Below are 26,186 nucleotides of genomic sequence, written 5' to 3'. Positions count from 1 at the left end.
AATATGAAATTCACTAAGTTGCATTATGCTGTGCTTACAGCACTAGCTGCATCGAGCGCGCTCTCTGCAGAGGAAGTCAAAAAGCAACAAAAAGCAACGATAGAAGTTATTGAAGTTACTGCAACTAAACGCATTGAATCTATTCAAGATGTTCCTGTTACCGTTACCGCTTTAACGGGTGATAGTTTAGAAAAACTTGGGGTGTCAAATTTCGACGAATATGTAGAATTTTTACCTAATGTTGTTTTTCAGGGCACTGGCCCTGGACAGAATGAAATATATATTCGTGGTGCAGCTACCGCACAAACAAACATATCTGTTTCTTCAGTACAGGCATTGCAACCGTCAGTTGCTTTTTACTTAGACGAACAACCTGTTTCTATGCAAGGACGTAACTTAGATGTTTACGCGACTGATGTTGAACGTATAGAAGTTTTACCTGGGCCACAAGGCACACTTTTTGGTGCTAGCTCGCAATCGGGCACAGTTCGCTTGATTACCAAAAAACCAAACCATGATGGCTTTTCTGCCGGCTTTGATACCAGCACAAGTACCACAAAAGGTGGTGATTTAAGTAATTCTGTTGAAGCTTATTTCAATATGTCTCTAACAGATTCACTTGCCGTTCGTGTTGCTACTTACAATGATCACCAAGGTGGTTGGATAGATAATATTCGCAATGTTCCTGGTCAAGGTGGTTATAACGGTAGTGCGGTAGTTATTGATAGAATTTCTGCTAATTTTGCTAAACTAGCAGATCCTGAAAATACACCGGTAACTGCTCCACAAAATGATGCTTTAGTCGAGGACGACTTTAACACGGCCAATTATGCTGGTGCACGTTTTGGTGCCTCATACTTGATCAATGACGAATGGAACCTTTTAGTTCAACACACTCAACAATCTCTCGATACTGAAGGTGTGTTTTCTTATGATCCAAATCTTGAAGGCCAAACATCAACAAACCGTTTTGTACCAGAAAATAACAATGATGACTTTGGTTTAACCACGTGGACACTAGAGGGCCGCCTTGAGCAACTTGATATCGTTTATACTGGTGGTTACTTAGACAGAGATATTAATTCAACGATTGATTACACCGGTTATACTAATGGTGGCCAATTCTCTGCTTATTACGTTTGTAATTATGCAAGTGCACCTGAAGCACAAGAATGTCTTGACCCAACTAAGTATTACAAAGAAGAAACGAGTACCTCTCGTACCACCCACGAACTTCGATTCAATACTCCAGCTGACAATGCTTGGCGTATAACGGCTGGTGTTTTTTATGACACACAAGAAGTATCATCAGTGGGTCAATTTAAAATAGCCAATACCGAACTTTTTCCTGATTTAAAAAGAAAACTTGTTGGTAGTGAAGGTATTAACAGTAATGGTGGACCTTTCCCTGCTGAAGTGAGCTTTGTTAATGATGTTACCCACACGATAGATCAAGTCGCGGTATTTGGTCAGTTTGCTTATGACATAACCGACACCGTTACTGCAAGTTTTGGTGCACGTTGGTATCAAATTGATGACATTTACAAAGGGTCAACAACAACCGCTGATGTTAGTGGTCGATTACGTGCCTTTGGTGACGGAAGTGACGCTGCCTTGAACGAATTTTTTGGTGAAGAAGAAGCAACTGCTATTAAAGAAGCTATTGCTAGCGGTCAGTTAGACACAAGTCTACTTGACAATAGTGGTAAATTAACCGTAGATGATACAATTATTAAAGCCTCGGTTGATTGGAAGGTAACTAACGATGTGATGGTCTTTGCTTCCTATTCTGAAGGTTTTAGACCGCCGGTAACTAACCGTGTAGGTGGTGGTGCTGCTGCAAACCAAGAAGGCGCTTTTGAAGGTTTTCGTATACCCGTATACTCAACTACCGATAGCTTAGATAACGTTGAAGTTGGTTTTAAATCAACCTTGTTTGAGCAAACATTACGTTTTAATGCAACCGCTTATTATTCAAAAATATCTGATCTACAGACCTCTCGCTATGATCCAACCAATATCAGTTTCTTAGTATTTACTGATAACGTAGGTGATGCAGAGATCAAAGGTATTGATGGTGATTTTAGTTGGGTAGTGACTGACAACTTAGTGATCTCGGGCGCGTTCAGCTTAATTGATACTGAATTAACATCAGTTAATGACGTACTTGATGGCATTGCACCAAGTGTGGGTAGTAGATTACCTTATTCAGCTAAATTTTCAGGCAACCTACAAGCAGAATATTACTATAATATCTCTGGTGATTTAACCGGTTATGTCAACGGTTCAATTAGTTATACCGGCGAAAGACTTGCGGGTATGGCGATGGATGCTTACATGGTCGAAGATGCGACTAATTTAGTTTATGGCACAGGTTCAGGTTTAAGTATTCAAAAAGAAGCTGATGTTTATAAAGGTGTTAACTATCAAAGTAGTAACGGAGAAACCTTTGCCGGTGGTCGTTACATCCAAGATAGTTACGTTTTGGCCAACTTAAGCTTTGGTGTGACTAACGACGAATGGAAAGCAGAAGTTTTTATTGATAACTTAACTGATAAAAGCGCTATTCTGTACGTAGATACACAACAATATACGCCAAAAGTTGTTTCTAACAGACCTCGTACCGTAGGCTTTAGATTCTCGTATGATTTTTATTAAGCGTTAATATTACTTAACTTTTAACTAAAAACGAAATAAAGCCGCTTGAACTTTGTATCAAGCGGCTTTTTATTGATAGAGTATCTCATCAAAGCAAGACCACTTGTTAACCTGCCTTGGAGCAAAATCGTTGAACAACACAACTTTCCCCCCGATTGAAACACACTTAAAATCGATTCAAACCTTAATCCAAACAGCAAAATTTAACGAAGCGATTGCACAAAGTAAAGCACTACAACAACAAGTTACCAAACAACAAGACCACATTGAATTATGGTATTTAATGGCTATTGCCCAGCGCTATAGCAAAGAATTTACCCAAGCACTCACCAGTATTAACGCGTTACTTGAACTTGATACCCTGCACAGCCGAGCAAATCAAGAACAAGGTTATACGCATTTGGCCTTAAACAAGGTTAAGCAAGCTAAATTATCCTTTGAAAAAGCCGTACAACTTAATCCAAGTTTAGTGGGTAGTTGGCATGAACTGATTCAACTTTATCGACAAGACGGCCAACAAGAACAGGTGCAAAAGGCAGCTAACCATCTCGAAAAATTAAAAAAATTACCACCGGCTTTACTGGCAGTTACCGAATTAAGGTATGAAGGGAAATTATTAAAAGCTGAGCAAATTTGTCGACATTTTTTACAGAACAACAAGCGTCATGTTGATGGCATGTGCTTACTTGCTGAAATAGGTATGGAGCTAAAGGTTTATGACGATGCTGAATTTTTACTGGCTAGCGCCCTTGAATTAGCCCCTGATCATATTCATGCACGCTCTCAATATCTAAACCTTCTTATCCGTTTAGGAAAATATAAAGCCGCAGAGCAGCAGGTTGAAATATTACTACTGACACAACCAGACAATCTTAGCTATAAGATAGCCAAAGCCAATGCATTGACCGGCTTAGGTAAAATAGAACAAGCTATTACTTTGTTTGATCAAGCCATCAAACAAGATAACAAGATCCCCGGTTTCTATTTACAACTTGGTCATGCACTAAAAGCTCAAGGCGATATCAAAAAAGCGGTTGCTGCTTACCAAAAAGCTTATCAATTAAACCCGAGCTACGGTGATGCATTTTGGAGTTTAGCCAATACGAAAACCTACCGCTTTAGTGATGAAGAAATCACCAAAATGCAACACCAGCGCACGGATGAGAATTTGGCGATAACCGACAAAGTGCAATTACATTTTGCTACCGGTAAAGCCTTTGAAGACAGAGAAGACTATCAGCAAGCCTTTGAAGCTTATCAGCAAGGTAATGAATTACAGCATGCTAGCAACGGCTTTGACATTAATAAAATAGAACAACAAGTCGCTGAACAAATAAAATACTGTACCCACGAGTTATTTGAAGTTCGTCGCAATTTAGGTCTTAACTCACCTGACCCTATTTTTATTGTTGGTTTGCCCCGTGCAGGTTCAACCCTGCTTGAACAAATACTGGCTTCACACAGTCAAGTTGATGGCACGATGGAACTACACAATATTTTAGGCTTAGCGTCGAGGTTACGCGGACGCGAGAATAATAAAAATGATCAGGAAAGTCATAAAGAAAGCCAATACCCCAAAAATTTAGCTGAAATTAATCCGACATATTTTAAACGCTTTGGTCAACAATTTATTGATGAAACACGTGTATACCGTGAGCAAGCACCACTTTTTATTGACAAAATGCCTAACAACTTTTTACACATAGGTTTGATTAAATTAATACTGCCAAACGCGAAAATTATTGACGCAAGACGCCAACCAATGGCTTGTTGCTTTAGTGGTTTTAAGCAATTATTTGCCGAAGGACAAGATTTTAGTTACAACCTTGAAGACATTGGACGTTATTATCAAGCTTATTTAAAATTAATGGCCCATTGGGACCAGGTATTACCTGACTTCGTATTAACCGTTAATCATGAAGATGTGGTTGATGACTTAGAAAAGCAGGTCAGAAGAATACTTGATTTTTGTGGCTTAAGCTTTGAACAATCGTGTGTTGATTTTCATAAAACCAAACGCACCATTAAAACCCCAAGCTCTGAGCAAGTCCGTCAGCCAATTTACAAAAGTGCTACCGAGCAATGGCGTCACTTTGAACCTTACTTAGCGCCATTAAAAAAAGTATTAAACATCGAATAACCTGTTGTTATTAAGAGATTAGTAAATATTTAAAACCATTATATAAACTGTTATAGTGAATAAATAAACAGCGAAATAACACCTTCGCTAAAAAAGGATTTTGTGAGAACAAGCTAAAATGAACCACTTTGATAACAAAAAATTTCATCAACCTCATGTCATTTCATTATTTGCATTAGTGGGTATGTCGATAACGGCTGTTATGGGAATTGTTGGTCTTTTTAACAAAAATTTTGTTTTAGCGATATCGTTATTCATCGCCAGCTTTATTTATTTCATCGGTTATTACGCCTACAAAAAATTTAACAATGTTAAATTAAGCTCCGCAATTATTCTATATTCTTTATATATATTAATGTTTTATCTTATATATACTGGTGGCGTTGAGAATACAGGTCCATTATGGGTGTTTATTGTTGCTCCTGTTTCAGTATTTGTTCATGGCTTAAAACGTGGCCTGATAGATCTGATGTTCTTTGTAATAATATCTATCGGGATCATGAGTATACCAGCGGAAATTATTTCTCATGCTGCCTACAGCACTGAATTTAAATTACGCTTATTATACTCTTTTTTAACCGTGACTTTTCTTTCTGCTCTATATGAATATTCAAGAGATCAATCTTATCAGCACACCTTAAAATTAAGTGAGAAATACCAACGCTTGGCGCATTTAGATCCCCTAACCCAATTATCTAATCGCCGTGCTGCGCTTACCCTGTTAAAACGAGAACAAGCACGTGTCATTCGAAGTAAAGAATCTTTATCTATTATTTTATGTGACATTGACCACTTTAAAAAAATTAATGATAAGTACGGTCATAATGCGGGTGATGCAGTATTAATTGAGTTAGCAAAAATATTTACCAACGGTATGAGGGAGCAAGATTGTATTGCTCGTTGGGGCGGAGAAGAGTTTTTATTTATTTTACCGCAAACCCAAGCCGAAAGTGCCCATGTTTTAGCAGAAAAAATCCAAGAAAAACTCCAACACCATATCGTTCATTATGAAGGCCATGATATTAATGTCAGGATGAGTATGGGCATTGAGCAATTCAAAGACAACCAAACCATTGATGAAATGATCAACTGTGCAGATAAGCAGCTTTACCAAGCGAAGAATGCTGGCAGAAATCAAATTTTTCCAAAATTTTAAATTTGCTGTTTTATCACACGGTAATCAAAGGATTATGGCGCCTGATCAGCATAGCTTAAAATCAAAATATGCCCATCATACAATGTATTTAGTACAAGCCTCGTAAAGCTCTTGTAGTTGTACAGGTTTGCTTAGCACGCGGTCAAAGCCTATCTCTTTATATAACTCAACATCTTCACTCATAACATTTGCCGTTATCGCAACAATTGGAATATTAGAGCTTGCTCTAATAATTTTACAGGCTTCAACGCCATCCATTACCGGCATTTGAATATCCATAAAGATAACCTTAGGATGATGGGTTTTAAACAGTTCGATACATTCAGTGCCATTTTTCGCCATTAGTATATTGGCACTGGTCGGCGCCATTAACTTATTAAATATGGTGCGATTAATGGCAGTATCCTCAGCAAGTAGAATAGTGATGTTATTTAATTGCGGTGTCGCCAAAAGTACTTTTTCTTTCAATATTTTCTGTTTATTTGTTCGAGTCAAAGGTAAAGAAATAACGAAACAACTCCCTTCACCTAACTTGCTTTGCACCTCTATATTGCCCCCCATCATTTTAGCTAAATTCAAAGCGATATTAACACCTAAACCTGTGCCACCATATTTTCTGGTCGTCGACTTATCCGCTTATTCAAAACGGTCAAAAATACTGCTCAATGCATATTCAGACATGCCTATGCCCGTGTCGATCACCTTAATAACGACTTATTGTGAGCCACTAATATTAATATCTACGCTACCTTGATGAGTAAATTTAAGTGCATTAGAGATAATATTAATCAAGACCTGTTTTACTCTCGTTACATCACCTAGCCAATATTGATGAAAATGATCATCAAAGTTCAATGCTAATGTGATTGAATTTTCGACCGCTATGGGTTTAAATTCATTATAAAGATTGTTGAGCAGTTCCTTTAAATCAAAAGAATTGTCCTCAAATTCTACTTTGTCGGCCTCAATTTCAGAAAAATCCAAAATATCATTCAAAATGGTTAATCAGGGAACCACCATTCTTCACGTGTTGTCGCATTATGAGAACCTACATCGATAATGCCACCTTCATCTATCATGCGGGTATACATTTTCTCCATGGTGCCTTACCACACTTCGATTTGTACGTGCGCTAAACCACGTTGCAGTCCCCCCCATTGAGCACCTGTGGTTTTTTTTGAAAAATAACAGAGTAGCCCATACCCTCAAATAATCCGGCTGCAATATGAGATAAAACCAACTAACTTGTCCAATCGTTTAAGACAACTTTTATCGGTTCGTCATTACGAAGGCTCTGCGCTTGAGAGGAAGTAAACGTCAGTAGGTTAAAAATAATGAATAACAACAGTATGAGTTTTGTTTTGTTTCAATATTGCACTAACTATAGACAGGTTTTCGATAAATTATAGGTAATAATTATGTGAAAATCTTACTTTTAGCGCTAATAACAGCACAATCTGTCTTTGGTCGTAGATATTTGATTGTTTACCGATTTTACTTTTGTGTAATAGGCCATATCAGGCTAATCTAGGATCACACAAAAATAGGATAGTACTTATGAAACAGTCGATGATAATCAACGGAAAAGCTCATGAAATTACGGTAGATGGTGATATGCCACTTTTATGGTTTCTTCGAGACAACTTGGAGTTCACTGGCACCAAGTTCGGCTGTGGTAGTGGTTTGTGTGGTGCTTGTACCGTTCACGTTGATGGCCAAGCCATACGTTCATGTATTACTCCCGTAAGTACCTTGGTTGATAAAAAAATCACCACCATTGAAGGACTATCCGAAAAGGGTGATCACCCGCTACAAAAAGCTTGGTTAAATAATAATGTTCCCCAATGTGGATATTGTCAGGCCGGACAAATTATGAATGCGGCTAGCTTGTTAGCGGTTAATACTTCCCCCACTGAAGCTGAAATTGATACGGCAATGCAAGGTAACATTTGTCGTTGCGGTACCTACCAACGCATTAAAAAAGCCATCGTTGAAGCTGCTGACACGTTAAGTAAAGAGGTTTAGTATGACCATTTCAAATGTAAGCCGTCGTAATTTTTTAAAAACAGCCGGTTTAGCCACCGGTGGTTTAGTGATAAGTGTCGCTCTACCGATGAATGCCTTAGCAGAAAAGGGCATTATCAAAGACAGTGGTGGTGAACTTAACGCTTTTATTCACTTGGCTGAAAATGGCGATACTATTATCTATTGTGGCCGCTGCGAAATGGGCCAAGGAATTAGTACTGCCCTGCCTTCTGCTGTCGCTGATGAAATGGAAGCTGATTGGCAGCGTGTTACAGTAAAACAAGGTGACGCCAACGAAAAATATGGTCCACAAGCAACAGGTGGTTCAGCGAGTATCCGCGTAATGTACCAGCCTATGCGTGAAGCTGGGGCGACAGCAAAAGCAATGTTAATTGCCGCAGCAGCAAAAGTGTGGAAAACCTCTCCTGAAAACTGCTTTGCCCAAGCACATTTTGTTATTAATAAAACCAATCAACAAAAACTCGCTTATGGTGAATTAGCAAGTATTGCCGCCAATATGCCAATACCTGAAAAACCTATGCTTAAAAACAAAAGTGACTTTAATTACATAGGTAAAGAATTACCTCGTCATGATCAGGCAGCAGTGGTGGTCGGTAAACGTATTTATGGTGTCGACACTAAACTACCCGGCTTAAAATATGCGGCCATGATCCATTGCCCTGTTTTAGGTGGTGCCTTGAAAAGCCTTGATAAAACCGAGGCTTTAAAAATGAAAGGTGTTATTGACGTTATCGAAATTCCACGTTTTAATATCCCGTTTGGTTCTATTGGCGGTGTTGCCGTAGTAGCTGACAATAGCTGGACGGCACAACAAGCGGTGAAAAAGTTAAAAATAACTTGGGATTTAGGCGAAAATGCTATTTACGACACCAAAGAATATAAACAGCAACTGGTTAAAAATGTTGAAAAACCAGCAACGTTAGCTGCTGAACGTGGTGATATTGAAAAAGCGTTTGGCGCAGCAAAACATAAGATGTCAGCCACTTATACCGGAGGACATCTTTCACATGCACCGATGGAGCCTAATGCGAGTGTCGTATGGGTACAAAAAGACTCCTGTGAAGTATGGGCGTCAACACAAAGCCCTGCCGATATTCAAAAAGTATTAGGGCAATACTTAACACGCGAGCCAAAAGATATCGTAGTGCATGTAGCAATGGCCGGTGGTGCTTTTGGTCGTAAATTTAAGTGTGACTACGTTCATGAAGCCGCTGTTATTTCAGAAAAGACTGGCGTGCCAATTCAGCTGACGTGGACCCGCGAAGAAGATATGCGTACGGGCTATTATCACTCGATAAATGCCCAACATATTGAAGCATCTATGGACGACCAAGGAAACGTAACAGGTTGGTTACATCGCGCCGCCTTTCCGTCAATATCAACTTTATTTGACCCTTCGTTGGTTAGAACACCAGCGAATAGTTTAGAAGATATTACTAATCATTTATTTGGTATTGAGAATTGTCGTATCGAATCAGGTGATGCCAAAGCTCATACGCGTATTGGTTGGTACCGTGCAGTTTATGCTATTTTCTATGGCTTTGCTTTTAGTACCTTTGCCGACGAATTAGCGTACAAAGCAAATAAAGATCCTTTGTCTTTTGTTAATCAAATTTTTGATAACAATAAAAATAAAGAACAGCAAGCAAACGTCAAACGAGCTAAAGATATTCTCGCCATTGCTGCTGAAAAATCAGGCTGGGAGAACCGTAAATTACTACCAAAAGGACAAGCTATTGGTTTAGCGGTGCATTATAGTTTTCAAAGTTTTGTTGCCATGGCAGTACATGTTGAAGTCAACGGTGATGATATTAAAGTATTAAATGTAGACTGTGCGATAGATTGTGGCCAAGTACTGAACCTTGATGGCGCAACCGCGCAAATGGAAGGTGCTGTTGTTATGGGCATGTCATTAGCATTAAGCACTGAGATAACCTTTAGAGAAGGTGCTGTGGTTAATTCAAATTTTCATGATTACCCCGTGATGCGTATTACCGATATGCCAAATGTTAGGGTTCATATTCCTGATTCAGATGAAAGCCCAACAGGATTAGGCGAACCCGGTGTTGCTCCTTTTGCACCCGCATTAAGCAATGCTGTCTTTGCCGCTTCAGGTAAGCGCTATAGAGATTTACCTTTTAAACCGATGTCAGTGTAAGGATTAAATGAACGTTTTATTGTTAATTTTTTTATATTGTTGTAGCAATTTCGAGCAACAACACGTATTGCTCAGCAAGGACTTTTCCCTATGAGCAATCATTTATCGCACTTATTAGCGCAATGGTACCCGCATCGAGATAACGCTGACTGGGTACTTGCTACTATTTACCAAACCGAAGGCCCGTGTTACAGAAAACCCGGAGCTATGATGTTATTTAGTAGCCAAGGTGATCAATTAGGTATGCTCAGTGGTGGCTGTTTAGAGTCAGATATTGGTGTTAATGCCAGAAAAGTTATGCAAACGAACAAGTCAATGTTGGTTTGCTATGATGGAACAGACGAAGATGATATGTCTTTTCATCTGGGTATTGGCTGTGGCGGCACGATTTATATAATGTTACAGCAAGTCAATAACGCTAATGACTATTTATCATTGGCGCAAGTCTACGATGCACTTAAGCATCGTATTTCTGGCTACCTTTATCAAAGTATTGTCAAGCAAGGCAATGATGCGCAAGCTTATTTTGAAGCGGCAAAAGTAACGAATATAGCGGCAACAGCGACATTAATTTCCTCCCCCTTAAATAACGATGACAAAACAAACTGGTTAGCAACGCCGATTGTACCCGAGCCTCACCTGCTAGTTGTTGGCGGAGGTATTGACGCGCGTCCACTGGTCAATATGGCTGAACAGCTAGGTTGGAAAGTATCGTTGTGGGATCCACGTCCCGCCAATGCTCGAAAAGAATATTTTTCAAATGTTAGCCATATTATAAAAGGCGAAGCCGAAGTACTGACCACCTTTGCTGCAGAAAAAGATGTTAACGCCGCCATATTAATGAGCCATAACGTCTCGATTGACGCACAAGCTCTAAAAGCTTTAGCTAACACCAATATTCAATATTTAGCTTTGCTTGGTCCAAACAATAGAAAGCAGCAAGTTATTACTCAGGCTGAAGTTGTCGAGCGATCCTTATCGTTTACATTCGCCGGCCCTGCGGGTCTTGAAATCGGTGGAACCTTGCCTGAGAGTATAGCCTTGTCGATACTTGCCGAATGCCATGCCAGCCTATTTAACAAAAGTGCTCAGTCAATTAGCCATGTACTTTAGTCGCCGCCATCGAACAATAACACCATGAAACACCCTGATTATAACTTGAAAATAGTGCTACTGGCGGCAGGTAAAAGTGAACGTTTTAACGGCATTAAGGTACTCGCAAAACTACAGCAGCAAGAAACGTCAATGACTTTGCTCGAACATGCTTTACAACAACTTTCTTTGGCACTTAAGACACTGAATATCAGTAACAAAAATATTCGTGTCGCCACAGGGCGTTATCATCAACAAATAAGCGAATTATTAGACGACCCCAACCTCTTAGATTATTGCGAAGCGGCTCATTTAGGCTTAGGACACACTATTGCGCAGTCAGTGAATAATCTACTCAATGACCATAAGTGTATTAGCCATATAATGATTACTCTGGCTGACCAAGTTGCCTTGAATGCCGATGATTATAGCCTATTGATAAAACAGTCTTTGGCTTTACCAGAAAAATTAGTTTGTGCAAAAGCAGGAGAAGAGTTAATGCCCCCCGCTATATTTCCTTACACTTATTTTACTGAATTAGCTCAGTTAAAAGGTGATAAAGGTGCTAAACCTATTTTGTATAACAATAAGGATAAGCTAGAAACTGTCAGTATTGCCCACGCTGAAAAAGATATAGACACCCAGCAAGATCTACTTGACTGGCATAACAATAATGATGGCATTTTGTGACAAGTATACTCATTGAAGATTTATCAATCATCGGCTTTGACAATGTTATTTTCACCTTCTATTTGTAGCCAAAACTAACGACAATTAATAACCCTGTCAATGAAGTGGGAAGCATGTCAGCAAAACTAGTACTCAAGGGTGTTTTTCAAATAGAAAGCGTCGACATACAAGATCTATTCGCCCCTAATTTAGTTGTCAATAATGCGTTAATTCTATTGCCAGTTAGGCTCAAAGCTATCATATTCTAGCAGGTTAACCTTTAAGTCTTCCCAGTTTGCTTTTGAAGTGACAAAATTGTGCGAGCTAGGTCTTTCTATAATATCAGAATCAACTATACCTAAACGAAGTCTAAGCCTTGTTGGGTCTTGCTCATTTGAACTAAAAACAGGCGAACCACATTTTGAACAAAAGTGACGACTTCTACCTGGCTTGAAGGCAAAGGTTATTAAAAAATCTTCACCTGAAGTGATTTCAAAATCAGCGGTATTAATAAAACCATTGGTAGCAAAAGCCAACCCACTATTCTTTCGACATAATGAACAATGACAGTGAATAATATCACTTATTGCCCCACTAATTTTAAGGTTTATCGTGCCACACAAACACTGACCTAAATACATATAATCCACCCCTTTGGTTTATCTTTATAAGACACAGCATTAGCCTTGAGTCTCAGTAATCGTTATAGATTCTATCAATAACTTGTCATTATTATCATCTAAAAAAAGCGATATAGATAAATAGGCCGTTTCATCCCAAACCCAGTAATTATCTGCTTATTATTACCGATATGAACCATAGATAGGGTTCGTCTCCTCATAAATAAAACGGCTACAAATAGCGCTTTATTCATCGTGCTTTGTTAATACATAAAGATGCTGTAATAAAAAAGCACTTAACGTTATCGGCTATTTATATTAAAATTGTTAGCTTAAGCAGCGATTGTCTGCATGTTTTATGCTTTAGGATTTTAATGCGTTTTTTTAAATTATTACTACTTTTCATCTTTATTTCAGGTTGTGCAACTATCACTTATATTGAGCTTGATGACCGTTACGGCTTTTCAAACCCAATTCATCGCAGCAATGTTACGACTATAACGCCACAACAAAGCGAGCTGTTTCATAATCAAGTGCGACCAATTTTAGAAAATCGCTGTATTGTTTGTCATGGCTGTTACGATGCACCTTGCCAATTAAAAATGGAATCTATTGCCGGTATTGAACGAGGCGCCAATAAAACTGTTGTTTATGATGGTGCACGTTTACAAGCGATCCCGGTAACTAATATCCAAGGTAACCCTAAAACAATTGACCAATGGCGTAGTGAAGAGTTTTATCCCATTTTAAATGAACGCCAGCAATCACCACAAGCCAACTTAGCCAGCAGCTTGATGTATCAAATGCTACAGCTAAAGCGTAATAATCCATTACCTGACGAGGTGATTTTATCGAAAGCATTTGATGTTAGTCTAAACCGCCAGCAAGAATGCCCCACCATAGATGAATTCAAACATTATCAAGAAAATAACCCTTTAGGTGGCATGCCTTACGCTTTACCTAATTTACCTGATGATGAATACCAACAATTAACGCTATGGTTAGCTGAAGGTGCAAAAATGCCTGCGCCTACTGCACCAAGTGCGACTGAGCTTGTTATGGTTGAAAAATGGGAGACTTTTTTAAATGGCGACTCTAAAAAAGAACAGCTCGTTGGCCGATATCTTTACGAACACTTATATTTAGCCAATTTATATTTTGACGCTAGCCAGCAAAGCTTTTTTAATATCGTTCGTTCAAAAACACCACCCACACAAGCGGTGCAAATTATTACCACTCGTCGCCCATTTGAAGACCCTAACGTTGAGCGCGTTTATTACCGTTTACAGAAAAAACAAGCCACTGTTTTAGCAAAACGTCATATGCCTTACCGTTTTGATTTAGCGAAATTTACTCGCTATAAAGCGCTGTTTTTTAGCCCCGATTACACAGTAGAGGAACTCCCTGGCTATAAACTAAAATATGCATCAAACCCTTTTATTACCTTTCAGGCATTGCCTCTTGAATCTCGTTATCGTTTTTTGCTTGATGAAGCGCAATTTTCAATTATGAATTTCATTAAAGGACCGGTTTGCCGAGGCCAAATTGCCCTGAATGTTATTGAAGACCAATTCTGGGTGGCCTTTGAAAACCCAGAGAATATTGATATGTTTGGTATTAACAAATTTTTAGTTGAACACAGCAAACTATTACAATTTCCAGCCGCAACCAGCAGCAGCGTATTATCGATTCTAGATTGGCGCGAATATACCAGTCGACAAAAAGAATATGTCGCAGCGAAAAAAGCCTTTATTGAAAGCCTTGATCTGCGAGCTGGCAATATTGATCTTGATTTAATTTGGAGTGGTGAAAATAATCCTAACGCTGCACTGACTATTTTCCGGCATTTTGACAGTGCTTCAGTGGTTAAAGGTTTTGTTGGCAAGCCACCCAAATCTGCTTGGGTGATTGGTTACCCACTACTTGAGCGCATTCATTACTTATTAGTTGCTGGATTTGATGTTTATGGCGATGTTGGTCATCAATTAAAAACCCGTTTATATATGGACTTTTTACGTATGGAGGGTGAATCAGCTTTTTTAATGTTATTGCCCCAGAAAGTTCGAAAAGAGACCCACGACCTATGGTATCGCGAGACAAGTTCGGATGTTAATGACTATAATTTTTTAACTAACTTCGCTGATTTGCCCGATTCGGGGATTGAATACCAAACTGACCAACCCCAAGCAGAGTTATACCAACTGCTCAAAGAGCATACCGCAACAACACACAATAATAGTCATCAATTAACGTTGTCAATTAATGACTATAAATTCAAACGCCTGGAAAATTTAACTGGTGAAAGTGTTTCTTTACTACCAGAAGTCAGCTTTGTTGTCGTAAATGATAGCAACACAAGTCAGGTATTTACCCTGTTGAGAAATTCTGCCCATAGTAATGTAGCGCATTTGTTTGCAGAGAAAAAGCGTCGACTACATGCAGAAGATACGCTCACCGTAGCCAGAGGTGCCATAGGGACTTACCCGAAAGCGTTTTTTAATATTAGTCAGCAAGAAGTGGCTGAATTTATTGTTGCTATAGAAAATATGAAAACAAAAGATGATTACTTTAATTTGAAAAGTCGTTATGCGGTCAGACGTACCAATACAGACTTTTGGACGTTTTCCGACAAACTACATCAGCAACTAAACAATGATCAAGGTATTGAGTTTGGTTTATTAGATTACAATCGTTTGGAAAATAAGTAATAGCACTAAAAAAAGGCAAAAAAAAGGCGTTTCTTGAAACCAAGAAACGCTTTATAAAAACATAAACACTAAGGGAAATAAACTCTCGTATAATAAGAGCCCCTATTGCCTGATAAGTTCAAATTAATTTAAATAAATTAATTATTTATTTATTTCAGCGTGAAATCAAAAATAATTTCATAGCCCTCTTCACTGTATATTCCCCGACGATAACGCCATTTTGATAACGCTTTTCTAGCAGAGATATTAAGCTCGCGATTAACACTCGACTCGACAGTGCTAATATTTAAAACTTCACCTTGTGGCGAAATACTATAAGCCAGCTTTACGGTACCTGATTGTTGGGCTCTAATTGCGTCAACCGAATATTTTGGTTGCTCTTGATAGAGTGGCACCAAAGATAACATTGGTGGTTTAATATCGGCGGTCACTGAAACAGTGACAACATCAATAGGCAGTGAAACAATTAAGGTCTCTGGTCTATTATTAGCTCCAAGAGCAACTTCATTCGCAGATTGAGCAGGAACAACATAGGGTTGTTTGGGTGCTAATGGCGGTATAACAACCGCAATAAATTTATCTTCTGGGATTATTTCTTGAAATTTAACAACACTTAGCTTTGTTGGCGATTTTGGCGCTGTTTGGAGGTTCACTTGCTTAGAAAAATGACTTATCACAGCTAAAATACTAAAGGAAGCTACGCCTCCTAAAAATAAGATGCTCAATAACTGCATTAGGCTATATCGCGATTTTTTACTTTTTTGCAAAGCTGACAAGTGAATTTCTGGTGCTATGACTTGTTGCTTTCTTTGTTGATAAAGTGAGGCGATTTCTTCATCACAGGATGGGTGTTTCATGATTTATCTTCCAATAAATTTTTAATATAAGTTCTGGCATAACGTAAACGGCTTTTAATCGTTTCAAAGCTTTCACCGGTTAATTCGGCAATTTGTTCAAGTGAAAAACCTTCTTGTTGAAAAATAAAAGCTTCTCGCTGGTAAAAAGGCAATAAGGTAATCGCTCGATTGAAAAGGGCTAATCTATCGATATACTCAAATTGTTGCTCTAGTGAGTGATTATCGGTCTGCGACAATAGTTGTATATCTGTGGCCGCCCCCTGCTCATCAAGGGATTGTGTTTGCCAACGATTTTGCCTTCTTAATTCATCAATTAAGGTATTTCTAGCAATGGTAAACAACCAGCTTTTAACATTGCTGTGTGCTGGATGACTCGCTTTAATGTTCATCACCTTTAACCACATCGACTGAATAATATCTTCAGCGGTTTCTTTATCAGACTGGCTCAGTAAATAATGATAAATTGGCTGATTAAATTGCTTTACCAGCAAAGTAAAATATTTATCTTTGCTGGTGGCAATATAACGCGTTATTAATATTTCAGGGCTGATAGTTGGATTAAACCAACCCTTAACCATAGAAGGTAACTTCAAAGGCGCATCCTAACTTTGTTGATCCATAGAAAAATCTAATTGTACGGTACGACCTTTTTGATAGACCGCTGCTCCATCAACCGATTTTGCCTGATATTTCCATTTTCTTAAAGCATGTCTAGCTGCTTTATCAAAAATACGTTTTGGCTGGGCGTCAATCACTGAGATATTCACAACTTTACCGACTTCATTAATATCAAAAGCTAATTGCACCCAGCCTTCAGTTCCTTTTCTCATAGCTTCTATTGGGTATTTAGGATTAACACGTACGATGGGGCGAGCCTCATTATTATTCATCCCTTGGTATTGCTTAAAGCCAGTATTACCTCCCGTCATTGAGATTGGAGCTGATCGGTAGGATAAATTGTGCGTGTCACTTGCAACATCAATTGTCACAACATTTCTTGGCATAGGCTCTGGTGGTGCTGGTGGTTCAAGCTTTACCTTATCGATTTCAATAACTTTTGAATCTTTAGGTAATTGTGCCACTTCAACAATAACATCGGTTAATGGCTTGGTAATATTTACACTGTCGCTACTGATTAAATACGCCATAAAAGCAAATAAACTGAAAGTAATAATAACTGCCAAGCTGATATAAGATAATAATTTAGCCATAGTAATTCCTTTATTTAACAAACAAAAAACAGATATAAGCGCTAAATTGCGACTTATACAGGTAAAACGTTTGGAAAAAGTAAAAGGGGTTAAATTATGTTTAACTAAAAGGATATTTATAAATAACCTGGTGATTACTCATCATTAACTATATTGTAAAATGAGGTTGGTTGATTCCATAAAAATCACATTAGCTACTGTTCAAAATAGAAATAAAGAGTATAGTTAATGAGCGCTTATCGTTCTTTTATCTACCAAAGCGCTTCATTTAAGACAAGGAGCAGTTATGATGAATTCAAATATTTTCCTAGTAAACCTACCCGATCAAGTCTCTAAAAGTTTGCTACCCGTATTACAGGGAGAAAATTTAGGACATGTCGAATCATTCATAGCTGATGACCTCACCCAACCTCTAAAAGTCGATATAACAAACACTGATTATCTCATTCTTTATATTGAAAAGATTGATGAAGAGAGTTTTAGCAGACTTAAATTAAAACAAAATATACCCACTTTATTGATCACCCGTTTTCTTAATTTTGAAATGGAAAGAACCGCTAAAGAACATTTTATTGATATGGTGGTCAATGAAAATGATAGCGAATTAAGCTCTCTGATTTACGGTTTTATTAGACAGCACGATATTTATCGTTTTCAACACGCACTGGTTGTGGATGACTCAAGAGTTGATAGCCGTATTGTTGCCAATATTTTGAGTAGTGAGTTTATTCATAACGACACTGAGCTTAATAGCGAGCAAGTAATAGAGCGTTTAAGATTAACACCCACAATTAATATTCTGATTCTTGATTATGAAATGCCCTCTAAAAATGGCTGTGAATTAATGCAAGAAATAAAGAAAACTTTTGTGGATCGATCTTTTATTTTTATTGGTTTAACCGGTAATAGAAATGGTGCGATTAAATTTTTAGCCAATGGTGCTGATAATGTTTTTATTAAGCCTATCGATAATGAACTCTTTATCTTAACGCTTAGAAGATTGATCTTTAATGTGCATAAAATGAATAAAGATCAATGTACTCTCAACGACTATAAAAAAATCATTAATAATATGACTAAGGAAATTTCTGATCCTATTTACGTGTTAACAACGGTGAACGATTGTTTATTAGAGGGAAAAGTCAGTAAGGCACAATACCAAAATTTTAAAGAACTTAGCCAGTTATCCAAAGAAAAATTAACCCGTACTTTTGACAGTTTTTTAAATTATTTTGCCATTTCTAACTATATGCAAAGCTCTGCTTTAAAATCGTCTTCGTTGCAATCAATGATAGCAACACAACTATACCTCGAATCAAGCAGAGATAAATTACGTAATATTATCGTCAAAAAATCGTTTGATGATGATATTAAAAACTTATGTGTTCCAGAGAAGATTGGTCAAGTTATCAATCAATTGACTCATGATGCAGTGATGCGGTCACAAAACGGTGGTGAGCTTAAAATTCGACTTTACACAAAAAATGAGGATATTGTTTTTGAAGTAGAAGACGCCTCACCTTTAGATAAAGCCAATCCGCTGTCATCTGCAGGAATAGAAAAGTCTCCTGAATATATATTCCAAACCCCTATTTTAAATCAATTACTTTGCCAAAAAATTATCAATGAATACGATGGTTCTATAGGGGTTCATCATGAAAATAGTGGCGACGTACATTTTTTTAAAATTCCCAAAAAGACATTTTATTTAGGAGAAATGTATCACTAGCTTATGGCTTTATTCGTTAATCTTCTGGCTAGTGATTCATTAATTTCTTCAAATGCGACCACATAATAGCCGTCCATTAGCGCGCTTTTCAATTCGGTATAAACTTTAAATCGCTTAACGCCATGGCGCTTGGTCTGAATATTCACGGTCACCGTAACAAAGCTATCTTTTTCGGCATATATTGATTCCATACTCAGTTCCCATAAGCTTTCAACGACCTTCTGATAATGGGAATCTGGATAGGCTTTTTGCCACCAATGATTTTTATCCGGTATATCGGCTAAATCCCAACCAATAATGTTAGTAAAGCTTTGGTTCAAATAAACAATAGTATGATTTAGCGCTTCTTCATTAAGCTCAACAACCATAATAGGCAGTGGTAACATATCAAAAGATGTTGTTGGAATTGGCTTAAACAAAGTAGTACCTCTAACCTAAAAGGTTATAAAATTAATGAACAGGAAAATGCCACAGCTCTAAAACGCCATCACTATTACTGGCATTAATAAACTTGATGGTTTCGCTATCCCCATCATTCATTGCGACACTTAATACCGATGCTCGGCCATTTTCCATTGCTGACTGCCACTGAGCGATTAATGCGCCATCAGCCACTCGCCATAATTGTAATACTTGTCTGGGTGAGCCAGTTAAAAATAGTTGTTTGTCAGCAGAAAAAACAGAGTCATTCACTTCCATAAATTTTAAATAAGTATCTAATTCTGCAATGAGCTGGCCTGTTGCTAGGTTCCAAAATTTGCGTTCTTTAACCGCGTCAATACTAAAACCAACCAAACCATCGCTACTGATATCAACATGATTAACTCGACTGCCATGACTAAATTCAAACAGGGTTTTACCCGTTGAAGTCTTCCATAACTGGGCCGCTTTATCACTTGAGCCGGTAAAAGCAATTTGACCGTTTTCAGACAGACTCACCGCATTTATATCTAAACGATGTTTTTGAAAAGTAGTAACCTTATTCGCTTTGGTATCAATAATACTGGCTTTACCGCTACGAAATCCTAATAACAGTAACTGGCCATTTTTAGACACTGACATATCATTAATGATATTATCTGCAACTTGCCACTCACCGACTATTTCAAGATTATCAATTGTATATTGCTTTACAGACACACGATTAGAAAGATATAAGAACTGATTGTTATTACTGATATAAGCGATTTCAATATGTTGTGCATGATTAGCGGGAAGGCATTTAGGCAATATTGATTGCTGATTTTTCTGCCAAATACAGACGCCATTATCATTAACAACCGCCGTTAACTTACCATCATCGGAAAGGGCTGTGGTTGCTATCGCTGATTTACTGTAACTGCTTTTGCTAACCGCTGCAGAATTATAGACGTCTTGTTGACTACAGGCTGATGCAAATAAAGAAAGCATCAGTAATATCAATATTTTCATTGTCTAATCATTTTATTTCATCTGTATGTACAACTACTATCGCACATCTTTAAGAAAAAGCGGATAATTTTTGTTCGCTAGCAATCAAGGGTATATGGCAACATTAGCAATCATTAAAATATGGCCATTAATGATTAGCAGAGCACAGACTCACTGTAATTTCGACAAGCAAAGTTATATTAGTAACCCGTCATCAATCGCAAAATAATCATCCGCCGCGTTAATTAATGAGTTAGCGGTTAAAGCGGACACACCATAAACATGTGTGGTTACTCCATAACGCTCTTTAACTTTGCGAAGTAGTAAATCAAAGTCACCATCGCCAGATAATAATATAACGGTATCAACATCGCCGGCACTTTCCATGACATCAATGGTAATACCGACGTCCCAGTCACCTTTGGCAGAGCCATCTCGACGTTGAATAAACGGCTTAAGCTTTACCTCAAAGCCAATATGTTTTAACGCTTTTTGAAATTTATGTTGGGCATCATCACTGCGTTGAATGGCATAGGCATTGGCGATAACAATATCGCCTTGCTCACTAATTTGTTGCCAAAACTTTCGGTAGTTAAACTGCCTTTGAAAGCTATCACGGGTGGTATAGTAAATATTTTGTACATCTACAAATATAGCTATTTTGTTCAGTTGGCTTGTCATTTATTACTCGATGATAAAGGAAGGATGTTGGTGATTGCCACCATTACCAAAAACCATAGGCAACATGCTACAATAAAGCTACTATTAAAAACATGTCTAAAAGTATAATAATTCAGAGAAAACTCGATGTCAGCCATACGTTCATTATTCTATTTCTTATTACGTTTCCCGATAAAATTGCTTGTTCGCAGTAAGATTGTTCCTGACAACTATTTAGAGTCAGAAGAAGTAAAACTTGAACAGCCACAGTTTTATGTTATTCGTCATCAATCTGCCAGTGATCTACTTGCCCTACGAAAAGCCTGTAAAACCTTAAAATTACCCGATCCACTAAGCCTGGTAACCGTTAATGGGCAAAGTTTTTCACGTTTATTGTGCTTAGAAAAACCTACACCGCTGTTTCGTTGGCGAAAAGCAGGTCATACCGAAGCGATCACCCAAGGCTTCGAATTATTAAAGCAGCACAGCATCGACGAAAAATTAGATGCTCATCTCATACCTGCTCATGTTATTTGGGGCAGAACACCAACCAAAGAACATAATAATGCCAATATTGGTACTGTTTTAGCGGATCAAGAATCACCTTCGTGGTTACGAAAATTTTTCATTGTATTATTTTTAGGGCGTAATTCTATTGTCCGATTTAGTGAAGCGATTTCTTTTCGTTTTATGGCAGACAAGCATGGTACAACGCAAGCAAGTGCACAAAAGTTAATGCGTATTGCTCGTTTTCACTTTTACCGCCAAACGATTGCAGTAACGGGCCCAAGGTTAATGCACCGTCAACAAATGTTTGCGACACTGCTTGCTAATCCATCGATAAAACGCTTAATCAGCGACGAAGCCAAAAGCAAAGCAATTAGTGAAGAGCAAGTGAAAAAACAAGCCCTCGCCATCATGGATGAAATTGCCGGTGATTACCGTGACTCTATGGTTCGTTTAGGCGCGCGTATTTTAACTTGGCTGTGGAGTCGCTTATACAGCGGTATAAACATCAATAATGCAAAAGTGCTGCGCGATCTCGCTCAAGAAGGCCATGAAATTATTTATGTGCCTTGTCACCGAAGCCACATGGATTATTTACTACTTACCTATGTCATTTTCCAAGAAGGCTTAGTGACTCCTAGAATAGCCGCCGGTATTAATTTAAATTTTTGGCCAGCAGGCCCTATTTTCCGCAAAGCCGGGGCGTTTTTTATTCGTCGTAGCTTTAAAGGCAACCGCTTATATTCCACTATCTTTCGCGAGTATTTAGGCTTATTATTTGAACGTGGCTACTCGGTAAAATATTATTCTGAAGGCGGTCGCAGTAGAACTGGCCGTTTACTACCCCCTAAAACGGGTATGCTTGCCATGACGATACAAAGCCTGCTTCGTGGCATTGATCGTCCATTAACCTTAGTGCCAGTTTATTTAGGTTACGAGCATGTCATGGAAGTCGGCACCTATCATAAAGAATTAAGTGGTAGCCAGAAGAAAAATGAATCTATCTTTGGTGTGATTAAAGCGATTAAAAATTTACGAAATTATGGAAAAGGTTACGTGAATTTTGGTGAACCTATCAATATTAACCAGTTCTTAAATAAACAGGTTCCTAACTGGAAAGACGATATCGACCCTATTGATCCACAAAAGCCAACATGGTTAACACCAAGTGTTAATATTCTGGCTGATCAAGTAATGACACATATCAATCAAAGCGCCGCCATAAACGGTACCGCTTTAGTCGCACTTATTTTGCATGCTTGTAATAATAAAGCACTCGCTAAAACAGAATTAATTAGCCAGCTTGATTTATTTTTAAACTTACAGCGCAATGCGCCTTATAGTCAGCAATTGACCATCCCCTGTGAAGATGGCCAGCAACTACTTGAAGAGGTTATCTCTCTTAATAAAGTCACGGTTAATCAAGACAGTTATGGCGACATTATTTCATTATCTGAAACCGCCATTTTAGAAATGCGTTATTACCGTAATAATATTTTACATAGCTATATATTACCTGCGCTCATTTGCCGAGTATTGGAACGCCATAGCAAAATAGATATCAACACTTTATTAGAGCAAGTGCAACGGATCATCAGTTTAGTAAAAATTGATTTGTTTTTATGGCAAAGCGAAAATGATGTCGTGGAACAAACAGAGCAAATAGTAAAATTTTTAATGGCCGAAGGTCTTATTCGAAAAAGTAATAGTGGCTTTTTAAGCGTAGTGAATGACGTTGAACTGACCACTAATATTCGTTTAATCGGCGAATGCATTAATGAAACCATGCAACGTCTTACCATTATCTGTTCATTAACACATCGTTTATCACCTATTAGTAAAAATGACCTTGAAGACAAAGTTGTTGCTATTGCTAAGCGCTTATCGGTATTAAATGACATTAATGCTCCTGAGTTTATTGATAAAAAAGCCCAGGGAATTTTAATTAAAGCCATGATTGAGCAAGGCTATATTAATAAAGATGAAAACGACCAACTCGTTGATAGCAGTACTTTAGGTTTGTTAAAGTCGTCGGTTACTCAACTGATAGATATTGAAGTTTTACAGAGTATTATTCGTTAACCCTTGCACAAATAAAGCGGGCTACATCGTCATCCTGAACGATTATCAGGATGACGCACCACAAGCATAATGTTGGAACTCATGATTATACGGAGCCGTAGTAACTAGAGGTACTCTATTGATATGCCAATAAAAATCACTAAACCTACAAAATGATTATTCAAAAAAGCTTGAAAACATTTATCACGCTCTCTATCGACAATTAAAATTTGTTGATAACAAAAAAATCCGGACGCAACAACAAGACTCAGTTGATAAGGCCAACCAAAAGCGAGCATTTCACCCACGCTCATTAACAAAGCTAGTGTAGCCAGTTGAAGAAATAGAATAATACGTTTGTCATAGCGACCAAATAGAATGGCCGTTGATTTTATACCAATTTTTAAATCGTCATCGCGGTCAACCATCGCATACATAGTATCGTAAGCTACCGTCCATAATAAGTTAGCGCTAAAGAGTAGCCAAGCAACTGTGGGGATTTCACCCATACCTTCGGCAAACGCCATAATCATCCCCCAGCTAAACGCTGCACCTAATACCACTTGGGGTAACTGGGTATAGCGTTTCATAAAAGGGTAACTTGCTGCCAGTAACACCGCAACCACTGACAATTGAATGGTGAACCAACTTAAGGTTAAAACTAAGCCGAGCGCAATGCCAATCAACAAACCAAATAACGATAATGCATCGTTTGGTGTTAAAATACCGGTAACTAATGGCCTATGCTGGGTTCGCTTTACTTGTCCGTCTACTTTACGATCTGCCCAGTCATTAATAACACAACCTGCGCTGCGCATAACAAAAACACCTAAGGTAAATACAGTTAGCCAATGTAAGAGTGGAAAACCATCGCCCGCTATCCATAACGCCCAATATGTTGGCCATAATAGCAAGTAGGTACCGATCGGCTTGTCGGCGCGAGTAATTGTTACAATGCCTTGCCACTTATCTGCAATAGAATTTGTCATATATTATCCTGAAGATTTTTTATTTTTTTTCTATATCTCATAATTGATTAGTTTGATAAGCAAAGGCATTTGGTAAAAATATTTCAGCAACTAATAAAGGTTTATCATGCAGCATAAACGTTGAACGCCGTCCCCAGAGCTCAGTTTTAACCGGTAATTTAAGATGTCGGGCTAGTGCTGATACGGTAGTGGTTGGAGAAAAAGACGAGATTTCAATGCATTTACGGGTTAACTCTTTTTTGCTAAACAGCACCTGTCCTAACGATTGGTTACCTAAGTGTGCTAACTTCTGCTCTTCACCGGTTAAGCTTTTTAAAGGCAGTAAGCTGCGGGCAAAGACTTGTGGCACATTGTCACAATATAATATCACCTCACGAACTAACACTTGTTCTCCTACATTAATGTCTGCCGTTGCTTCTTCTCTTGTGCAAGGCTGAATTTTTTGCCCTAAGACTTCAACACGAAAATGTTGGCAACATTGGCTTAAACGAGCAGTTAACGAGCTTGGGTCGAGTAACCAACTTAATAGCGTTTCACTAAGCGATACTCCTAAAGGAGACTGCCATGTTGTATCGATAGTAATGGGAAATAATGGATGCGACTGGGTCATAACAACTAATTAATAACTATTTTATTAAACAATAACCTGCATATCATATCAGTATTGTTTAATTTATGCCGCTGGTAATTTGGTACTCGCAGCCGACCCAATTCAAGTAGTGATTTCTAAGGAAGCCGAGCTAGCATCAATAAGCCACACGGAATAAATTAGCCTATCAAATGGGTTATACTTGAGGGGTTTTTAGCGCTTAGCGTTATAAAAATAAATAAAGCGAACAAATTTGCTAATAAAAGCTAATGATTCATTGTAATATAGTCGATAGTCTTTTCGATTCTCCAGTTAAAAAGAGCGGCAAAATGAAAAACACCTTATTAATATTAGCGACATTATTGTCGTTCTCTTTTCCTTTATCTTCAGTGAAAGCGGCAGACTATGCTTACTTTGGTTTTGAACCCGCTATTATCACTAACTATGTAGCGGTAAAAAAGAAACTTGGCTATGTTCGTCTCACCGTTGAATTGATGATTGAAGATTCGGCAAATTATGAAGCGGTTGAGCATCATGCACCGTTATTACGCGATGCTATTATTGCTATTATTGGTCAGCAACCTGAAGCAAAAGTAAAATCGATTAATGGTCGCCACGAAATCCAGCGTTTATGTGAAGAAAAAGTGAAGAGTCTTTTGACACAAGAAACAGGTCAACCGCTAATTAAAAAATTGTTATTTACACAGTGGTTAGACAACTAACAGTAAATTAAAAGATACCCGTAGGTTGGTAAAACTCAACCTACGGTTTTTTAATAAAGAACTAATGCCTTTTCATCGATAACACGTTGACTGCCGCTAACAAACAACCGCTGACTAAGCCTAACCCGAATAAGCACGCAGTATTTGCCATCATATTAACCGGCAAAACATTAGCCTAAACCAGAACCTAGCCCTGTTAATACA

The 26,186-nt window shown here is 38.1% G+C and carries 22 protein-coding genes and 1 pseudogene; 11 read left to right on the top strand and 12 right to left on the bottom strand.

Annotated features, from left to right (window positions below; genetic code table 11):
- Positions 1-3: 3 nt before the first annotated feature.
- The 3 genes from H4J66_RS07225 (at position 4) to H4J66_RS07215 (ending at position 5,954) form a co-directional block, all read left to right on the top strand.
- Positions 4-2,658 carry a TonB-dependent receptor gene (locus tag H4J66_RS07225; protein WP_182172463.1) on the top strand — a complete coding sequence of 885 codons (2,655 nt, stop codon included), beginning with the start codon at positions 4-6 and terminating at the stop codon, positions 2,656-2,658.
- Between the two features lie 130 nt (positions 2,659-2,788).
- Positions 2,789-4,798 carry a tetratricopeptide repeat-containing sulfotransferase family protein gene (locus H4J66_RS07220; protein ID WP_182172460.1) on the top strand — a complete coding sequence of 670 codons (2,010 nt, stop codon included), beginning with the start codon at positions 2,789-2,791 and terminating at the stop codon, positions 4,796-4,798.
- Positions 4,799-4,916: 118 nt separating this feature from the next.
- The gene (locus tag H4J66_RS07215) at positions 4,917-5,954 is read left to right on the top strand and encodes a GGDEF domain-containing protein (protein ID WP_259369079.1); all 1,038 of its coding nucleotides are present in this window, start codon (positions 4,917-4,919) and stop codon (positions 5,952-5,954) included.
- A gap of 75 nt (positions 5,955-6,029) precedes the next feature.
- On the opposite strand, the gene H4J66_RS07210 is transcribed toward H4J66_RS07215, so the two are convergent.
- The 3 genes and pseudogenes from H4J66_RS07210 to H4J66_RS07205 form a co-directional block, all read right to left on the bottom strand.
- Entirely contained in the window at positions 6,030-6,404 is a 375-nt protein-coding gene (locus tag H4J66_RS07210) for a response regulator (RefSeq protein WP_259369081.1), read from the bottom strand.
- Positions 6,405-6,455: 51 nt separating this feature from the next.
- Positions 6,456-6,569: pseudogene (locus H4J66_RS20255) on the bottom strand (ATP-binding protein); the annotation flags it as partial.
- A 99-nt stretch (positions 6,570-6,668) separates the two neighbouring features.
- Positions 6,669-6,938, bottom strand: a complete 270-nt coding sequence (locus H4J66_RS07205) for a HAMP domain-containing sensor histidine kinase (protein WP_182172454.1) — start codon at positions 6,936-6,938, stop codon at positions 6,669-6,671.
- Positions 6,939-7,511: 573 nt separating this feature from the next.
- On the opposite strand from H4J66_RS07205, the gene H4J66_RS07200 reads away from it, so the two are divergent.
- The 4 genes from H4J66_RS07200 to H4J66_RS07185 all read left to right on the top strand — a co-directional run bounded on the left by H4J66_RS07200 (position 7,512) and on the right by H4J66_RS07185 (position 11,940).
- Positions 7,512-7,979, top strand: a complete 468-nt coding sequence (locus tag H4J66_RS07200) for a (2Fe-2S)-binding protein (RefSeq protein ID WP_259368652.1) — start codon at positions 7,512-7,514, stop codon at positions 7,977-7,979.
- A 1-nt stretch (position 7,980) separates the two neighbouring features.
- Positions 7,981-10,158: a xanthine dehydrogenase family protein molybdopterin-binding subunit gene (locus tag H4J66_RS07195; RefSeq protein ID WP_182172451.1), complete on the top strand. Its 2,178-nt coding sequence runs from the start codon at positions 7,981-7,983 to the stop codon at positions 10,156-10,158.
- A 90-nt stretch (positions 10,159-10,248) separates the two neighbouring features.
- The gene (locus tag H4J66_RS07190; protein WP_182172448.1) at positions 10,249-11,271 is read left to right on the top strand and encodes an XdhC family protein; all 1,023 of its coding nucleotides are present in this window, start codon (positions 10,249-10,251) and stop codon (positions 11,269-11,271) included.
- Positions 11,272-11,295: 24 nt separating this feature from the next.
- Complete coding sequence (locus tag H4J66_RS07185) at positions 11,296-11,940, top strand: NTP transferase domain-containing protein (protein WP_182172445.1); 645 nt, start codon at positions 11,296-11,298, stop codon at positions 11,938-11,940.
- Positions 11,941-12,152: 212 nt separating this feature from the next.
- On the opposite strand, the gene H4J66_RS07180 is transcribed toward H4J66_RS07185, so the two are convergent.
- A complete protein-coding gene (locus H4J66_RS07180; RefSeq protein ID WP_182172442.1) occupies positions 12,153-12,560 on the bottom strand; it encodes a GFA family protein in 408 nt (135 codons plus the stop codon).
- A gap of 353 nt (positions 12,561-12,913) precedes the next feature.
- Here H4J66_RS07180 and H4J66_RS07175 point away from each other — a divergent pair, with 353 nt between their 5' ends.
- Positions 12,914-15,247, top strand: coding sequence for a fatty acid cis/trans isomerase (locus H4J66_RS07175; RefSeq protein WP_182172439.1), 2,334 nt, complete (start codon positions 12,914-12,916; stop codon positions 15,245-15,247).
- 149 nt (positions 15,248-15,396) lie between these two features.
- Here H4J66_RS07175 and H4J66_RS07170 read toward each other — a convergent pair whose 3' ends face one another.
- The 3 genes from H4J66_RS07170 to H4J66_RS07160 are packed head-to-tail and all read right to left on the bottom strand — an operon-like array spanning position 15,397 to position 17,315.
- Positions 15,397-16,104, bottom strand: coding sequence for an energy transducer TonB (locus H4J66_RS07170; protein WP_182172436.1), 708 nt, complete (start codon positions 16,102-16,104; stop codon positions 15,397-15,399).
- A complete protein-coding gene (locus tag H4J66_RS07165) occupies positions 16,101-16,697 on the bottom strand; it encodes a sigma-70 family RNA polymerase sigma factor (protein WP_182172434.1) in 597 nt (198 codons plus the stop codon). Before H4J66_RS07165 ends, H4J66_RS07170 begins: the two co-directional genes overlap by 4 nt.
- 9 nt (positions 16,698-16,706) lie before the next feature.
- Positions 16,707-17,315, bottom strand: coding sequence for an energy transducer TonB (locus H4J66_RS07160; RefSeq protein WP_182172431.1), 609 nt, complete (start codon positions 17,313-17,315; stop codon positions 16,707-16,709).
- Positions 17,316-17,601: 286 nt separating this feature from the next.
- On the opposite strand from H4J66_RS07160, the gene H4J66_RS07155 reads away from it, so the two are divergent.
- A complete protein-coding gene (locus H4J66_RS07155) occupies positions 17,602-19,044 on the top strand; it encodes a response regulator (RefSeq protein WP_182172429.1) in 1,443 nt (480 codons plus the stop codon).
- Here the strand turns inward: H4J66_RS07155 and H4J66_RS07150 are convergent.
- From H4J66_RS07150 to H4J66_RS07140, 3 genes are all read right to left on the bottom strand, one after another.
- Positions 19,041-19,463, bottom strand: coding sequence for a hypothetical protein (locus tag H4J66_RS07150; RefSeq protein WP_182172426.1), 423 nt, complete (start codon positions 19,461-19,463; stop codon positions 19,041-19,043). The two genes, H4J66_RS07155 and H4J66_RS07150, sit on opposite strands and share 4 nt — an antisense overlap.
- A 31-nt stretch (positions 19,464-19,494) precedes the next feature.
- Positions 19,495-20,475 (bottom strand): WD40 repeat domain-containing protein, encoded by a 981-nt coding sequence (locus tag H4J66_RS07145; RefSeq protein WP_182172423.1) that lies wholly within the window; start codon positions 20,473-20,475, stop codon positions 19,495-19,497.
- A gap of 174 nt (positions 20,476-20,649) precedes the next feature.
- Positions 20,650-21,123 (bottom strand): NYN domain-containing protein, encoded by a 474-nt coding sequence (locus H4J66_RS07140; RefSeq protein ID WP_220463233.1) that lies wholly within the window; start codon positions 21,121-21,123, stop codon positions 20,650-20,652.
- Between the two features lie 138 nt (positions 21,124-21,261).
- Here H4J66_RS07140 and plsB point away from each other — a divergent pair, with 138 nt between their 5' ends.
- Entirely contained in the window at positions 21,262-23,703 is a 2,442-nt protein-coding gene (plsB, locus tag H4J66_RS07135) for a glycerol-3-phosphate 1-O-acyltransferase PlsB (protein ID WP_182172417.1), read from the top strand.
- 104 nt (positions 23,704-23,807) lie between these two features.
- Here the strand turns inward: plsB and ubiA are convergent, their stop codons facing one another.
- Positions 23,808-24,671 (bottom strand): 4-hydroxybenzoate octaprenyltransferase, encoded by an 864-nt coding sequence (ubiA, locus tag H4J66_RS07130; protein ID WP_182172414.1) that lies wholly within the window; start codon positions 24,669-24,671, stop codon positions 23,808-23,810.
- Positions 24,672-24,708: 37 nt separating this feature from the next.
- Positions 24,709-25,281: a chorismate lyase gene (locus H4J66_RS07125; protein WP_182172411.1), complete on the bottom strand. Its 573-nt coding sequence runs from the start codon at positions 25,279-25,281 to the stop codon at positions 24,709-24,711.
- A gap of 308 nt (positions 25,282-25,589) precedes the next feature.
- On the opposite strand from H4J66_RS07125, the gene H4J66_RS07120 reads away from it, so the two are divergent.
- Positions 25,590-25,982, top strand: a complete 393-nt coding sequence (locus H4J66_RS07120) for a flagellar basal body-associated protein FliL (protein WP_182172409.1) — start codon at positions 25,590-25,592, stop codon at positions 25,980-25,982.
- The last annotated feature ends 204 nt before the right edge of the window (positions 25,983-26,186 follow it).

Source organism: Colwellia sp. MB3u-55 (assembly GCF_014076785.1).
GTDB lineage: Bacteria > Pseudomonadota > Gammaproteobacteria > Enterobacterales > Alteromonadaceae > Colwellia_A.
Note: the sequence above shows the minus strand (reverse complement) of the source record. Positions and strands in the feature narration are given on the sequence as shown.

What these genes read in the sequence shown, in the direction of transcription:
- H4J66_RS07225 (WP_182172463.1), top strand. Translation starts at nt 4, where the DNA reads ATGAAATTCACTAAGTTGCATTATGCTGTGCTTACAGCACTAGCTGCA.
- H4J66_RS07215 (WP_259369079.1), top strand. Translation starts at nt 4,917, where the DNA reads ATGAACCACTTTGATAACAAAAAATTTCATCAACCTCATGTCATTTCA.
- H4J66_RS07200 (WP_259368652.1), top strand. Translation starts at nt 7,512, where the DNA reads ATGAAACAGTCGATGATAATCAACGGAAAAGCTCATGAAATTACGGTA.
- H4J66_RS07195 (WP_182172451.1), top strand. Translation starts at nt 7,981, where the DNA reads ATGACCATTTCAAATGTAAGCCGTCGTAATTTTTTAAAAACAGCCGGT.
- H4J66_RS07190 (WP_182172448.1), top strand. Translation starts at nt 10,249, where the DNA reads ATGAGCAATCATTTATCGCACTTATTAGCGCAATGGTACCCGCATCGA.
- H4J66_RS07185 (WP_182172445.1), top strand. Translation starts at nt 11,296, where the DNA reads ATGAAACACCCTGATTATAACTTGAAAATAGTGCTACTGGCGGCAGGT.
- H4J66_RS07180 (WP_182172442.1), bottom strand. Translation starts at nt 12,560, where the DNA reads ATGTATTTAGGTCAGTGTTTGTGTGGCACGATAAACCTTAAAATTAGT.
- H4J66_RS07175 (WP_182172439.1), top strand. Translation starts at nt 12,914, where the DNA reads ATGCGTTTTTTTAAATTATTACTACTTTTCATCTTTATTTCAGGTTGT.
- H4J66_RS07170 (WP_182172436.1), bottom strand. Translation starts at nt 16,104, where the DNA reads ATGAAACACCCATCCTGTGATGAAGAAATCGCCTCACTTTATCAACAA.
- H4J66_RS07160 (WP_182172431.1), bottom strand. Translation starts at nt 17,315, where the DNA reads ATGGCTAAATTATTATCTTATATCAGCTTGGCAGTTATTATTACTTTC.
- H4J66_RS07155 (WP_182172429.1), top strand. Translation starts at nt 17,602, where the DNA reads ATGATGAATTCAAATATTTTCCTAGTAAACCTACCCGATCAAGTCTCT.
- H4J66_RS07145 (WP_182172423.1), bottom strand. Translation starts at nt 20,475, where the DNA reads ATGAAAATATTGATATTACTGATGCTTTCTTTATTTGCATCAGCCTGT.
- plsB (WP_182172417.1), top strand. Translation starts at nt 21,262, where the DNA reads ATGTCAGCCATACGTTCATTATTCTATTTCTTATTACGTTTCCCGATA.
- ubiA (WP_182172414.1), bottom strand. Translation starts at nt 24,671, where the DNA reads ATGACAAATTCTATTGCAGATAAGTGGCAAGGCATTGTAACAATTACT.
- H4J66_RS07125 (WP_182172411.1), bottom strand. Translation starts at nt 25,281, where the DNA reads ATGACCCAGTCGCATCCATTATTTCCCATTACTATCGATACAACATGG.
- H4J66_RS07120 (WP_182172409.1), top strand. Translation starts at nt 25,590, where the DNA reads ATGAAAAACACCTTATTAATATTAGCGACATTATTGTCGTTCTCTTTT.